This is a genomic window from Caballeronia sp. S22 (assembly GCF_964261745.1).
Taxonomy (GTDB): Bacteria; Pseudomonadota; Gammaproteobacteria; order Burkholderiales; family Burkholderiaceae; genus Caballeronia; species Caballeronia jiangsuensis.
The window spans coordinates 933,320-945,677 of the sequence record NZ_OZ180036.1; the positions used below are offsets into that span (position 1 = coordinate 933,320).

Annotated in this window: 14 protein-coding genes; 5 read left to right on the forward strand and 9 right to left on the reverse strand. The window is 66.1% G+C overall.

Annotated elements, in window-relative coordinates; translation table 11 throughout:
• Window positions 1-51 precede the first annotated feature (51 nt).
• Both ACEN42_RS19610 and ACEN42_RS19615 read left to right on the forward strand, forming a co-directional pair.
• Entirely contained in the window at window positions 52-321 is a 270-nt protein-coding gene (locus tag ACEN42_RS19610) for a hypothetical protein (protein WP_187606435.1), read from the forward strand.
• Window positions 322-511: 190 nt separating this feature from the next.
• A complete protein-coding gene (locus tag ACEN42_RS19615; protein ID WP_371881154.1) occupies window positions 512-1,366 on the forward strand; it encodes a helix-turn-helix domain-containing protein in 855 nt (284 codons plus the stop codon).
• Window positions 1,367-1,383: 17 nt separating this feature from the next.
• Here the strand turns inward: ACEN42_RS19615 and ACEN42_RS19620 are convergent, their stop codons facing one another.
• The 3 genes from ACEN42_RS19620 to ACEN42_RS19630 all read right to left on the reverse strand — a co-directional run bounded on the left by ACEN42_RS19620 (window position 1,384) and on the right by ACEN42_RS19630 (window position 5,613).
• Complete coding sequence (locus tag ACEN42_RS19620; protein ID WP_371881155.1) at window positions 1,384-3,222, reverse strand: hybrid sensor histidine kinase/response regulator; 1,839 nt, start codon at window positions 3,220-3,222, stop codon at window positions 1,384-1,386.
• A 3-nt stretch (window positions 3,223-3,225) separates the two neighbouring features.
• Entirely contained in the window at window positions 3,226-4,863 is a 1,638-nt protein-coding gene (locus ACEN42_RS19625; RefSeq protein ID WP_238216804.1) for an ATP-binding domain-containing protein, read from the reverse strand.
• Between the two features lie 78 nt (window positions 4,864-4,941).
• The gene (locus tag ACEN42_RS19630) at window positions 4,942-5,613 is read right to left on the reverse strand and encodes a glutathione S-transferase family protein (RefSeq protein ID WP_187606438.1); all 672 of its coding nucleotides are present in this window, start codon (window positions 5,611-5,613) and stop codon (window positions 4,942-4,944) included.
• Window positions 5,614-5,762: 149 nt separating this feature from the next.
• On the opposite strand from ACEN42_RS19630, the gene ACEN42_RS19635 reads away from it, so the two are divergent.
• The gene (locus ACEN42_RS19635; protein ID WP_187606439.1) at window positions 5,763-5,933 is read left to right on the forward strand and encodes a hypothetical protein; all 171 of its coding nucleotides are present in this window, start codon (window positions 5,763-5,765) and stop codon (window positions 5,931-5,933) included.
• A gap of 38 nt (window positions 5,934-5,971) precedes the next feature.
• Here ACEN42_RS19635 and ACEN42_RS19640 read toward each other — a convergent pair whose 3' ends face one another.
• Entirely contained in the window at window positions 5,972-6,304 is a 333-nt protein-coding gene (locus tag ACEN42_RS19640) for a response regulator (RefSeq protein WP_374191186.1), read from the reverse strand.
• Window positions 6,305-6,338: 34 nt separating this feature from the next.
• Between ACEN42_RS19640 and ACEN42_RS19645 the strand changes: the two genes are divergently transcribed.
• Window positions 6,339-6,650, forward strand: coding sequence for a hypothetical protein (locus ACEN42_RS19645; RefSeq protein WP_374191187.1), 312 nt, complete (start codon window positions 6,339-6,341; stop codon window positions 6,648-6,650).
• Window positions 6,651-6,722: 72 nt separating this feature from the next.
• Here the strand turns inward: ACEN42_RS19645 and ACEN42_RS19650 are convergent, their stop codons facing one another.
• The 5 genes from ACEN42_RS19650 to ACEN42_RS19670 form a co-directional block, all read right to left on the reverse strand.
• Window positions 6,723-7,526, reverse strand: a complete 804-nt coding sequence (locus ACEN42_RS19650; RefSeq protein WP_250484639.1) for an AraC family transcriptional regulator — start codon at window positions 7,524-7,526, stop codon at window positions 6,723-6,725.
• A 109-nt stretch (window positions 7,527-7,635) separates the two neighbouring features.
• Complete coding sequence (locus tag ACEN42_RS19655) at window positions 7,636-8,907, reverse strand: FAD-dependent oxidoreductase (protein ID WP_371881156.1); 1,272 nt, start codon at window positions 8,905-8,907, stop codon at window positions 7,636-7,638.
• Window positions 8,904-9,152, reverse strand: a complete 249-nt coding sequence (locus ACEN42_RS19660) for a (2Fe-2S)-binding protein (protein ID WP_371881157.1) — start codon at window positions 9,150-9,152, stop codon at window positions 8,904-8,906. The genes ACEN42_RS19655 and ACEN42_RS19660 overlap by 4 nt, the downstream gene beginning before the upstream one ends.
• Window positions 9,145-10,284: an NAD(P)/FAD-dependent oxidoreductase gene (locus tag ACEN42_RS19665; protein WP_371881158.1), complete on the reverse strand. Its 1,140-nt coding sequence runs from the start codon at window positions 10,282-10,284 to the stop codon at window positions 9,145-9,147. The genes ACEN42_RS19660 and ACEN42_RS19665 overlap by 8 nt, the downstream gene beginning before the upstream one ends.
• Window positions 10,281-11,225, reverse strand: a complete 945-nt coding sequence (locus ACEN42_RS19670) for a 4-hydroxyproline epimerase (protein WP_371882260.1) — start codon at window positions 11,223-11,225, stop codon at window positions 10,281-10,283. The genes ACEN42_RS19665 and ACEN42_RS19670 overlap by 4 nt, the downstream gene beginning before the upstream one ends.
• Window positions 11,226-11,440: 215 nt before the next feature.
• On the opposite strand from ACEN42_RS19670, the gene ACEN42_RS19675 reads away from it, so the two are divergent.
• The gene (locus ACEN42_RS19675) at window positions 11,441-12,346 is read left to right on the forward strand and encodes a dihydrodipicolinate synthase family protein (RefSeq protein ID WP_371881159.1); all 906 of its coding nucleotides are present in this window, start codon (window positions 11,441-11,443) and stop codon (window positions 12,344-12,346) included.
• Window positions 12,347-12,358: the final 12 nt, after the last annotated feature.

Below are 12,358 nucleotides of genomic sequence, written 5' to 3' on the forward strand. Positions count from 1 at the left end.
GCTATCGCAACCGGACCGTCAATTTCCGACGCTTAATCAACCTAAAAAAGCATGTTCACATCGAAAGCCTGCACTACAACCTGCGTACTCGACGGCATCCCCGTCACCCTGACTTTCTTTCCCGACACCACCCTCCTTCGTATCACCGACGCCAACGGCCATTGCATGCGCGAAACCCGCTGGCCCGCGCCGTGGCGCACCTTGCTCGCGACATTGCGCGAATTCAGCGGACGCGACGCCCGCAACCAGCTCTCGACGCTGCTCGACTCGATTCCCGTGGCATCGAAGCCGAAACGCGACCGCGCGTCGGCGCTGGCGTGAAGTGCGCGCCAGCGAACGGCAACGGCGGACATTTATCCAATAACATCAGTACGTTGCACGCGGTCCGCCAAGGTATTTTGAGTGCGCGGACCCGCGCCATTTACAATGTCGGACCGACTGCGAACGGGCCATGAGGCCCACGCCGAACCCCACCCCTCGCAGGCCCACTTTCACGCATCCGACTGGCTGTATGGTCACTGAAACGTCTTCTTCGGAATCCCTCGCCGTCGCGGAGCGCGTGCGCGAGTTGATGGCCCGTCACGGCATCGGGAAGCGGCAGCAAACCGCCGAGTTGTGCCGCATTCTCGACCTGAGCTTTTCGCAGGGCCATCGCAAGCTGCGTGGCAACAGTCCGTGGACGCTCGCGCAGATTCGCCGCGTCGCCGATGCCTTCGACGAGCCCGCGCTCAAGCTCTTCGATTCGATCAATACGCGCCCCGACGAAACCGAAGGCACCGCGCACGACGCCGTGTTCAAGCTCGGTTCGGTGGAAATTCCCTGCATGGCGTGGGTCGGCAACGCGCTGGACGCGGGCAGCCGTCCGGATTTCATCGCGCAAAAGATCAACAATCGCTGGGTCGTCACGAAGCATGAAGGCGTGCTGCTGCATGAAGCGTGCGACGTCCACAAGATCGAAATCCAGCCGCGCCGGCCCGATACCGACAAGCCGATCATCGCCGTCGTGGACGACGATCACGCTTCCGCGGACAACCTGCACGACTATCTGGAGGCCACCGGTTTCACGGCGATGGCCTTCTACGGCCTCGACCCATTCCTCGAAGCGCTGCAGACACAGGTGTTCGATGCCGTCGTGATGGACTGGCTGTTCGGCGTGCATACGTCGGCGGACGCGATTCGCGCGGTGCGCGCGTCGGACAACCCGGACGCGCCGGTCTTCGTGCTTACGGGCGAACTGACCACCGGCAAGGCGAGCGAATCGGAGATCAGTCAGGTTATCCGCGACTACGACGTCACGTGTTTCGAGAAGCCCGCGCGGCTCGGCATTCTCGTCGCCGATCTTTCCAAGCGGCTCATGCGCAGCTGACGGCCAGGCTCACAGGCTCACGCGACGCGCCGGCGCACCGTCACCGCGCGGTGAACAGCGCCCTTCAGTACCTCGTAGCGCACCGGCTTCAGCAGATAATCGAAGAACAGCACGGCCGCGCTCGGGTCCACCAATTCGGGCGCGTACGCACTCACCGCGATGATCGGCACGCTTGCACCCGGCGCACTGCGCGCACGATATTCGTTCGCGAACGAGTAGCCGTCCTTGCCGGGCATGTGCAGGTCCGCGAGGATCACGTCGGCGTCGTTGGCGCGCAGCCATGCGAGCGCGCTGTCGACGTCGGGCAAGGCGACCGCGTAATAGCCAAGATGCGTGAGCATCTCGATCAGCGAATCGCGGATCGACTCGTGGTCGTCGATCACGAGCACGCGCGATTTGCGCAACTCGGGCGCGTCGACTTCCTGCTCGCCTCCGGGCAGCCGCTCCGCCGAGACCGCCGGCACGCTCACGCGAAACGCGGCGCCTTGTCCGACTTCACTCGACACCTCGATCTTCCCGCCGAGCAAACCGACGAGCCCGCGCACGACCGCGAGCCCCATTCCCGCGCCGTCGAAACGCCGCGTGCTCGATGAATCGAGTTGCGTGAACTCCTGAAAAATGAGCGGCAACTGCTCGCGGGATATGCCCGGGCCCGTGTCGATCACGGAAATGTCGAGGCGATCCTCGGTGCGCGCGAAATGCACGTCGATGGAACCGGATTCGGTGTACTTGATCGCGTTGGTCACGAGATTCGTCACGATCTGCCGCACGCGATGCGGATCGGATTCGATCGGTTCGCGCTCGCCGGCATAGTCGCCGCGCAATTCCAGCCCCTTCGCGGTCGCGGCGGGCGTGTTCGCATCGACGATCGAATCGAGCAGTTCCTCCGGATCGAAGACCGACATCCGCAGTTCGAGCTTGCCCGCGCCGAGACGCGCGTAGTCGGTCAGATCGCGCATCTGCGCTTCGAGATGACGCGCCCCCGATTCCAGGCGCTGCATGATCTTGCGGTCGGCGTCGCCGCGCGCATTGAGCCCCAGCAACTCGACCGACGAGACGATCGCGTGCAGCGGCGTGCGCAGTTCATGGCTGATCATGCCGAGGAAGGTGTCTTTCGCGACGCCCGCCTCGCGTGCCGCGCGCGTCGCCTGATGCTCCGCCGTGAGCGCCGCGCGCTGCTGCTCGATGAGGCGCGTGCGCCGATAGCCGTTCAGCAGCAGCAACACCGTCGCCGCCGCCGACAGCAGACCGAGCAGGATGCCGCCGTAGATCAGATAGCGGCGCTTCGCGTCGAAGTCGCGCACGATCGCCTCGCGCTCGGCCACATCCATGAGCCGTCGTCCGCTCGCCAGTTCCGCGACGGCCGGCGCGTTCTGACGCAGCACGCCGATCACGCGCAGCGTGTGCTGGTGCTCGGCCTGCAGCCCTTCGACATCCGACTGGATGGAATCGAGCGCGGTCTGCAATTGCCGCTGGATTTCGCGCTGCCGGTTCAACAGTGCTTCGTGTCCGTCCGACAGTCCCGTCGATTCCGACACTTGTTTGAGCCGCGCGCGCAACAGCCGATAGCTCGCGCGCACGCCGTCCGCGTCTTCATCGATGCCGTTGCGGAAGAGCAATACCTGATTCTCGAAACGCTCATAGGCGAGCTGGAACTGCGCGGCGTCCCAGTACACGTCGTAGGGCACGACGAGCCTGTGCGTCTCGCGCGCGATCAAGCCGGAATACAGCATGTAGCCGACCGCGCCGATCGGCGGCGCGACCGCGAGCGCGATCAGCGCCGCATACCAGAGACGGCGGAACCACGGGCGCGCGGCGGGCGCGCGCACGGACGTTTCGGTACCGATGACGGCCATGCGCTACTGCAACGCGTCGATGGCCCGGGCCGCGCGTTCAGATGCGACCACGATCAGCTTCATCGTCGCCCGTGTTGCGCCGACGAAGATCTTGCGCGCGGCCTGCTCGTCGAGCGCTTCGAAATCGACTTCCGTCAGGATCACGCACGGCGCGGATTGACCCTTGAAGCGATAGATCGATTCGAGCAGCACGTCGCCCTCGCGATACTCCGGGTTGCCGAACAGATCGTACGTGCCGGTGAAAGCGCGCAGCCGGTGCGGCCCGAGTTGATCGACGGCGGTGAGCGCCGAGCCCTCGCGGCCCCGAAACGACAGCACCGCGATGTCCTGCTTGCGAAAGCCGAGCGAGAGCGCATGTGTGATCGCGCGCTTGGTCGCCTCGATGATTTCCTCGGGATGGCCGTCCTCGTAGGTCGAGACGCTCACATCCGAGCCGTCGAAGGGGCTGCCCGCATCGAGCCGCACATCCGGCCCGACGATCTTGCGGATGAAGCCGAGCAGATCGCGCGGGCTGCGATAGTTCGTGGTCTCGCGCAGGATGGTCCAGCCCGGCAGCGGCACCGGCTCGCGCAGATAGAGGTTCTGCATCGGATCTTCGAGCCACCACCACGCGCCGTCCGGATTGAGCAGGCGCTCGAGCGGCTCGACCCACGCCGCCTGAAAGTCCTGACCTTCATCGACGATCAGCACGTCCGTCTTCCACTGCTCCGGCACGGGCACGGCGGCGAAGCGCTCTTCGAGCGTCGCAAAGACGTTCGGCTGACTGAAATCGGGCGGGCTGCCAGCATCGCGCGCGACCGCCGCGCTCAACTGATGGTAGTTCGCGATCTTCGCCTCTTTCGGCGCGATCGCGCGGATATGATCGGCGAGCGGCCGGTTGAAGCAAACGTAGAGCACGCTCTTGCCTTGCGCGAGCGCGTCGCGCATCACGCGCACGGCGAGCTGCGTCTTGCCCGCGCCGGCAGTCGCGATCACGCGCAGCCGGAACGGCGCGAATTCGAGCCGGCGCGCCCACGTCGCGAGGCCGCCCGACAGCCGCGTGACGAGCGTGTTCGCCGCGCCGACGAGCGCGTTGGTGTCGGGCGTGAGCGAGAGTTCATCGGCGAGAAAGTGATGGATGCGCGCCGCCGATTCGAAGCGCGGTTCGTCGGGCGGCAGAATGTCCAGCACGACGCGCGCGAGCTGCGACTTGCGGCTCGCATCGACGATCCGCGCGGGCGCGACGCCCGCGATCGCCGCGTTTTTCACGGTGTAGTCGGGGCAAAATAGCAGTTCCTCGATCCGGTACGTGCCCGCGCCGAACGCCGCGGTGAAGCGCCGGTGCAGGTTCTCCAGCGTGCGCGCGAGCTGAATGGCGACGTTGCGTTCCTTCTGCAGATAGACCTTCACGAGACCTTGCCCGGTCTCACGCAGAAAACCCGCTTTCTGCTCGATCATCAGCACGCGCCCCGACGGCGCGACGACGACGAAATCCGCCTCGCCGAACACCGAAAAGCCTTCGTTGACGCGCGTCCAGTGCACGCCGTGATAGACCGTGTAGTCGTCGGGCAGCTTTTCGAGCAGCGCGAGCGTTTCGAGTTCGCGCGCCGCCGCGCCGGTCGCTTCGAGGTTCTTCCAGTCGTCGGGAACGATTCGGGCCATGCGTCGCCTTTGGGCTGAGTGGTTGCGTGCGACTCATTGTACGCAACGCGTCCGCCGCGCCGGCAGTCGGCCGAATGGCTAACCGGCGTAGTCGTATCGGCCGCCCCGTTCCAGCGCGCGCTGGTATGCCGGCCGCGCGTGAATGCGCTCCAGAAACGCGCGGATATGCGGCATCGACTTCGCGCCGGCGCGCGCGCTCGCGGTTTCGAGCGGGAAGCTCATCTGCACGTCGGCGGCGGTGAACGTCTCGCCCACGAACCACGGCGATTTCGCGAGCTCGGCGTCGATATAGCCGAAGTGCAGCCGCAGTTGCGGATCGATGAAACTGCTTTGCATCGTCTGCGCGATGCGCCGCGCGATCGGCTTCGCGAAGAACGGCATCTTCGCGCTCTCCAGCCGCCGCGCGACGAGCTTGAGCAGGAGCGGCGGCATCGCGGAGCCCTCCGCGTAATGCATCCAGTAGTTGTAGCGCAGGCGTTCCGGCGACGTTCCGGGCGGCGGCGAGAAACGGCCTTCGCCATAACGGTCGACGAGATATTCGATGATCGCGCCCGATTCGGCGAGCGTCAGACCGTCGTCCGTCACGACCGGCGATTTGCCGAGCGGATGCACCGCGCGCAATTCGGGCGGCGCGAGCATCGTGCGCGGGTCGCGCTGATAGCGTTTCAGTTCGTATTCGACGCCGAGTTCTTCCAGCATCCACAGCACGCGCTGCGAGCGGGAATTATTGAGGTGGTGGACGGTCAGCATGCTCTCGCTCTTGTTCATGTTCGACGATGCCGCCCGCGGTACGCCCCTTGCATCCAGTGAACTTATGCGCGCCCGGGCGTCGAAAGGATAAGGCCCTTTCATGAAGGCCACGCAACGATTTCTAGCACACAACGAAAAAGGAGAAGTCGATGACGCTGATCATCTATCTTGCAGGCTGGCTGATTCTGATCGGAGGCGTATCGTGGGCGCTCGTCGCGATGCACGTCTCGCAGCATACGATCATGATCGTCGCCGTCATCATGCTGGGCATCGCCGTCATCACCGGTGCGACGCGGGCGCGCAACCGCGACCGGTCGTAAAAATCGGGGCCGCCGTCAGCGGCGGCCCTGATCCGTCATCACATCACCACGCGCGCCCCGACCGCGTCCTGTATTAACGCGACGAGTTCGTCCGGATGCACGGGCTTCGTCATGAAATGCTGAAAGCCTTCGCCGATGCTGCGTAATCGATACTCTTCGCCGCCGTGTCCCGTCAGCGCGATTGCCACGGAAGGCGGCAGGTTGCCGCGTATTTCGTGATCCCGCAAACGCTGGATGAGATAAAAACCGTCCATCTCGGGTAAATCGAGATCGCAGATCACCGCATCGGGAAGATGCTCGATCGCGGCTTGCGCGCCGTCTTCGGCGTCGGCTACCGCGATTACATCCGCACCTTCTTCTTCCAGCAACATTTGCAGTGATGCCCTGCTCTCTGGATCATCCTCGATGAGGACGATCCGCATATGCCCCAGTCTTGCCACTTCGTTCATGATGTTCTTTTCTGCTGCCCAAAAAACGGAATTCTCGCGACGGGTCTCCACCTCGCCGCCGCGCGCGCTGTTGCGCGCATTGACTGACACGAAAACGCGGCGGGAATTCCGAACGCACCGTTATTTGTGTCGCGTGTGCGCCGGTGCGGAACGCCTCGCGGTTTTGCGCTGCGCCGATGCGAAGATTTGCCCGGTCGCCGCGAGCGTATCCGAGCAAATTCCGGACCGACCTGCATTAGATGGCGCGAAAGCCGCATCACGCGGTTGATTCGGCCGATGCACGCCGCCGCCCGAACGCACGACCGTGTAATTTCGGCGCGAAGCGTGCCCTGATTTCCCGTCAGACGTTTGCCTCGCGGCCGGAATCGGGGCGCGAGGCGCTCGACGGGCCCGCCTGCAACAGCGCGCGATACTCGCTCGGCGTGATGCCGACCGTCGCCTTGAACTGGCGCGTAAAGGCGCTGTGATCGGTGTAGCCGCACAGCGCGGCGACATCCGTGACCTTTTCGTTCGAAACGAGCAACGCGGTGGCCGCGTCGAGACGGGTTTTCAGCAAGACCTGACGCGGCGTCAGATGGAAGACCTTGTGAAAATACCGCTCCAGTTGCGCGATCGACATGTTCGCCATCTGCGCGAGTTGCCGCATGTTGAGCGGCTGCACGTAGTTTTCCTGGATGTGCTGCACGACCGCCGCAAGCCGGCTGTAGGCGGGATGCGTGCCTTCGGCGGCCTGCAAGTCGCGCGAGATCCCCGCGAGTCCGACGATCGTCCCCTGCGTGTCATGCAGCGGCTGCTTGCAGGTCATGCACCAGCCGGGCTCGCGTCCCGGATACAGGTGCAGTTCGAGCTGGTCGATCAGTTGATGCCCCTGCGCGATGATCGCCTGATCCTGCGCCGTGTAGATACGCCCGAAACGCCGCGGGAACACGTCCTCCGCGGTCTTGCCGAGCAGCGCCGATTTGTCGTCCTTGTGGCCGCAGCGACGTGCGAGCGTGCGGTTGACCATCGCGTAGCGCGCCTCGCGATCTTTCACGAAGAACACGATGTCGGGCATCGCGTCGAACACCGGCGCGAGCAGCGCGAAATGCGCAAGCATGTCGGAGAGCGTCGACGCCGGAGGTTGCGCGATGGGCGCTGCGTTCATCGGAAGGCCTGTCGTGCTCGTCATGCGTGAGGAGGTCGGTTGCGTGCGGATCGGTCAGGCAACCGATTATAGGAGCGCGCACGCGCGGACGAAATTCGCGCTGGCCCCACTATGAAACGGGGGTTTCGGTGCTCTCACGCGCGGCGATCAGCGTATCGATGCGCACCGGCGTGAACGGCGGACGCGCCGCCGTGCGCGGCCATCCGAAATAGATCGCTGCCGCCTCGCCGCAGATGCGGCCCTGACACGGCCCCATGCCGCAACGGGTCTGCAATTTCGCGTCGCGCCAGTTCGCGTGCGCGGCGACGTCGGCGATCGACACGTCTTCGCAGCGACACAACACGGTGTCGGGCGACGGCAGCGCGCGCGCGTCGGCGCCGAGCTCGAACGCGTGCGCCACGCGCCGAGCGAAGGCGCGCCAGCGATCGCGCTCGCGCACGAGACGCGCATCGGCGGCGAGGCCGAGCGCCGCATGCGCCGCGATCGCCCCTTCGACGCTCGCCAGTTCCATCCCGCCGATGCCCGTGCACTCGCCCGCCGCGAAGACGTGTTCCTGCGAGGTGCGCTGCGAATCGTCGACGAGAATCGCGCCGTCGCGTTCGTCCGTCGAGCAGCCGAGTGCGAGCGCCAGCGTCACGTTCGGCACGAGGCCGTATCCGCACGCGATGCGATCCGCTTCGAGCGTCTCTTCGCGCCCGCGCGCGCGGATCGTGACCGCCTCCACGCGCGCGTCTCCGTGCGCTCTCGCGACGACGCTGCCCGTCCGATAGCACGCGATTCCGAGCCTGACAGCCTGAGCCAGCTTCCCGGGCGTCAGCGCCAGCGACGCGACGAACCGCCCGACGCGCGCCAACGACGCCTGTTCGACCACCGCGACGACATGCGCACCGTGACGGCGCGCCGTATCGGCGGCGGCGAGCAGAAGCGGCCCGCTGCCCGCGACGACGATGCGCTCGCCGCGCACCGGCATCCCGCCCTTGACGAGCGCCTGCAAACCGCCCGCGCCCGTCACGCCGGGCAAGGTCCAGCCTTCGAAGGGCAGCAGCCGCTCGCGCGCGCCGGTTGCGAGGATGAGCTTCGAATACGCGAGCATGAGCGGCGCGCCGTCGCGTTCGAGCAGGAGCCGCTTGTGTTCCGGCGCGGCGGCAACTTTCGTCCCGTTCATGACGATGAGATTCGCATGCGTGCGCGTTTCATCGAGCCACTGACGAAGCTGCGCGGCGGGCGCGAGCGTCGGTCCTTGCCGCCAGATCTGACCGCCGGGGCGCGGATTGTCGTCGATGAGCGCGACACGCGCGCCCGCCCGCGCCGCAATCTGCGCCGCCTTCAGACCCGCCGGCCCCGCGCCGACGACCGCGATATCGACATGCTCGACGTTCATCGCATCGTCTCGATGGAAAGGCCGTCGCGACACAGCGTCTGACAGCCGAGCACATGCGCGCGGCCATCGACCGTCACGCGGCATTCGTGGCACACGCCCATTCCGCATAGCGCGGCGCGCGGCTCGCCGGTGACGGAGCGCCGCGTGCCGCCGACGCCGCGCATCGCGATGGCTGCCGCGACGGTCGTGAAAGCGGGCACGGCGAGCGGCTCGCCGTCGATGACCACGCGCACGCGCTCAGCCATCGGCGTGCTCTCGTGCGAAGCGTTGCGGCGAGAAAGCGTGCGTGTCGGGCATATCGAATGGAACCGGCTCGCCGAGCATCTGCGCGGCGATGAGCTTCGCGGTGCCGAGCGACGTCGTCACGCCGAGCCCTTCGTGACCCGCCGCGAGCCACAGCCGGTCGCCCGGAAAACGCGCGGGGCCGATTAGCGGCAGGCCGTCGGGCGTAGCGGCGCGAAAGCCCGTCCATGCGCGGATCGCGTTCAGCGCGCCGATGCCCGGCAGATAGCGCGTCGCGCGCGCGAGCATCGCGGCGAGCACGTCGATCTCGACAGCCGGATCGAGCGTGCCGAACTGGCGCGACGAGCCGATCAGCACCTGCCCGGTCGGACGCGGCTGCGCATTGAACGCGACCGACGTGCCGCGCGCGTGATGCGCGCTCTTGATGTAGCCGAGTTCCAGCACCTGATGATGGATCGTGCCGGGATAGCGATCGGTGATGAGCAGGTGCCCTTTCTTCGCTTCGAGCGGCACGTCGGCGATCAAGTCCGGCGCTGCGAGCCCATTGGCGATGACCACATGAGCGGCCGTGCGCCGATCGCCGTTCGCGAGCGTGACGCTGGCGTGCGTATCGTCGGCGTCGACGGCGCGAACCGCGCAGCCGGTCGATACACGGATGCGCGTCGAGCGCATCAGAAGCCATTGCGCCGCCGCGGGCGCGTACACGATGGCGTCGTCGTCGATCAGGAGTCCGCCTTGCATCGCGTGGCTTATCGATGGCTCCGATTCGCGCAGCGCGGCTCGATCGAGCATGTGAGCACGTACGCCGGCCGTCGCGAATGCATCGCGCATAGTGCGGGCGGCGCCGAGTTCTTCGTCGTCTTCGGCGATCCAGAGCGTGCCGCAACGCGAAAACGCGTCGCGCTCACGCAGTTGCGGACCAAGCGCGAGCCACAGTTCGCGCGAAGCATGTGCCAGTGCGAACTCGGCGGGCGAATCGTTCATCACGACGATGTGGCCCATCCCCGCCGCCGTCGCCCCGCCGCCGATGCCGCGCGCTTCCAGCACCTCGACCGCGAGGCCGCGCAGCGCGAGTTCCGCCGCGCACGCCGCGCCGACGATTCCGCCGCCGACGACGATCACATCAGCTTTCATGCGATGCCGAGCATGAACGGATCGCGCTCGTCGAAGACGAGACGCCCTTCGCCCATGATGTGCGCGTAACCGGTGATCGTGGGGACGAGCGCGTCGCCATCGATCGCATAGCTGCCTTCGAACACGCTGCCGATGATGCTCTCCTGACGCCAGATTTCGCCTGGCGCGAGCGCGTCGTCCGCCGCGAGGCACGCGAGTTTGGCGCTGGTGCCGGTGCCGCACGGCGAGCGATCGTAGGCGCTGCCCGGACACAACACGAAATTGCGGCTGTCCACGCCCGTGACGGGCGAATCCGCGAACAGCTCGATATGGTCGATGTACGCGCCATCGGCGCCGGTGATGCCCTGCGCATGCAACGCATCGCGGATCGCCTCGGTGAACGCGGTCAGCCCGGCGATGTGCGCCGGCACGAGTTCGCGCCCGTGCTCCGCGACGAGAAAGAACCAGTTGCCGCCCCACGCGACGTCGCCTGAGAGCGGGCCGTGGCCGGGCACGTCGACCGTCACCGCGCGCCGATGCCGGTACGCCGGCACGTTGCGCACGCTGACGCTGCCGTTCGCGTTGAGCGTGGCATCGACAGGACCGACGGGCGTATCGATCCGGTGCCGCCCCGCCGCGATTTTTCCCGCATGCGCGAGCGACGCGACGAGTCCGATCGTGCCGTGCCCGCACATGCCGAGATAGCCGACGTTGTTGAAAAAGATGACGCCCGCCGCGGCCGCCGGATCGTCGGGCTCGCACAGGAGCGCGCCGACCATCACATCCGAGCCGCGCGGTTCGGTGACGATGGCGCGGCGCCAGTCGTCGAAGCGCGTGCGGAAGGTGTCGAGCCGTTGCGCGAGGGTGCCGTCGCCCAGATCCGGGCCGCCCGCGATTACGAGGCGCGTCGGTTCGCCGCCCGTATGCGAGTCGATGATGTCGATGGTTTTCATGCCGCCTATCCTAGAAACGCGCGCGATGGGCGTCTTGAAGCGGCTGGATCGTTTTGATGACGATATCGGCATAACACGGGATCGGCTCGGCAAGCCCCCCGTACGGCGCTTTCGCGGCCAAACGGCTATGCCGAAATCGGCACGCGGCGCGCGCGAAACACGCAAGACGCCCGATTTTTCGGTGCTTACACTGCGTACCGTTCAATCACTTTCGGAGCGCTGCCGTGACGCATATCTGGGAAGGCGTGATGCCCGCCGTGACCACCAAGTTCAACGCCGATTTCAGCATAGACCGCGCGTGGACCGCGAAGAATATCGACGCGCAGATCGAAGCCGGCGTGGATGGCATCATCGTGTGCGGATCGCTCGGCGAAGCATCGACGTTATCGCTCGACGAAAAGCTCGACGTGCTCGACATCGCCGTGGATGCCTCGCGCGGCCGCGTGCCGGTGCTATTGACGATCGCGGAGAACAGCACGCTCGACGGCTGCCGCCAGGCCGAGCGCGCCGCGCGCCACGGCGCGGCCGGTTACATGGTGCTGCCGGGCTTGCGCTATCTGTCGGACCGGCGCGAGACGCTCAACCATTTCCGCATGGTCGCCGACGCGAGCCCGCTGCCGCTGATGGTCTACAACAATCCGCTCGCGTATGGCGTCGATGTCACGCCGAAGATGTTCGCCGAGCTCGCCGAAAACAAGAAATTCGCGGCGATCAAGGAATCGAGCGGCGACGTGCGCCGTATCACCGATCTCATCAACGAAACGGGCGATCGCTACGCGCTTTTCTGCGGCGTCGACAATCTGGCGATGGAAGCGATCCTGATGGGCGCGCACGGCTGGGTGGCGGGCCTCGTCTGCGCGTTCCCGCGCGAGACCGTGGCCATCTACAAGCTCATTCGCGCCGGACGTGTCGAGGAAGCGCGCGCGATCTATCGCTGGTTTGCGCCGCTGCTCGCGCTCGATGTGTCGCACAAGCTCGTGCAGAACATCAAACTGGCCGAGGCGATCGTCGGATTGGGCACGGAGCCTGTGCGTCCGCCGCGTTTGCCGCTCGCGGGCGAGGAGCGCAAGGAAGTCGAGGCGTTGATTCGTCGCAGCATCGAGACGCGCCCGGCGCTGCCGGCGGTTTAATTAAGGCGAAAC

What these genes read in the sequence shown, in the direction of transcription:
- ACEN42_RS19620 (WP_371881155.1), bottom strand. Translation starts at nt 3,222, where the DNA reads ATGGCCGTCATCGGTACCGAAACGTCCGTGCGCGCGCCCGCCGCGCGC.
- ACEN42_RS19655 (WP_371881156.1), bottom strand. Translation starts at nt 8,907, where the DNA reads ATGAACGTCGAGCATGTCGATATCGCGGTCGTCGGCGCGGGGCCGGCG.
- ACEN42_RS19625 (WP_238216804.1), bottom strand. Translation starts at nt 4,863, where the DNA reads ATGGCCCGAATCGTTCCCGACGACTGGAAGAACCTCGAAGCGACCGGC.
- ACEN42_RS19650 (WP_250484639.1), bottom strand. Translation starts at nt 7,526, where the DNA reads ATGAACGCAGCGCCCATCGCGCAACCTCCGGCGTCGACGCTCTCCGAC.
- ACEN42_RS19610 (WP_187606435.1), top strand. Translation starts at nt 52, where the DNA reads ATGTTCACATCGAAAGCCTGCACTACAACCTGCGTACTCGACGGCATC.
- ACEN42_RS19630 (WP_187606438.1), bottom strand. Translation starts at nt 5,613, where the DNA reads ATGCTGACCGTCCACCACCTCAATAATTCCCGCTCGCAGCGCGTGCTG.
- ACEN42_RS19640 (WP_374191186.1), bottom strand. Translation starts at nt 6,304, where the DNA reads ATGTTGCTGGAAGAAGAAGGTGCGGATGTAATCGCGGTAGCCGACGCC.
- ACEN42_RS19665 (WP_371881158.1), bottom strand. Translation starts at nt 10,284, where the DNA reads ATGAAAGCTGATGTGATCGTCGTCGGCGGCGGAATCGTCGGCGCGGCG.
- ACEN42_RS19635 (WP_187606439.1), top strand. Translation starts at nt 5,763, where the DNA reads ATGACGCTGATCATCTATCTTGCAGGCTGGCTGATTCTGATCGGAGGC.
- ACEN42_RS19660 (WP_371881157.1), bottom strand. Translation starts at nt 9,152, where the DNA reads ATGGCTGAGCGCGTGCGCGTGGTCATCGACGGCGAGCCGCTCGCCGTG.
- ACEN42_RS19615 (WP_371881154.1), top strand. Translation starts at nt 512, where the DNA reads ATGGTCACTGAAACGTCTTCTTCGGAATCCCTCGCCGTCGCGGAGCGC.
- ACEN42_RS19645 (WP_374191187.1), top strand. Translation starts at nt 6,339, where the DNA reads ATGAGGACGATCCGCATATGCCCCAGTCTTGCCACTTCGTTCATGATG.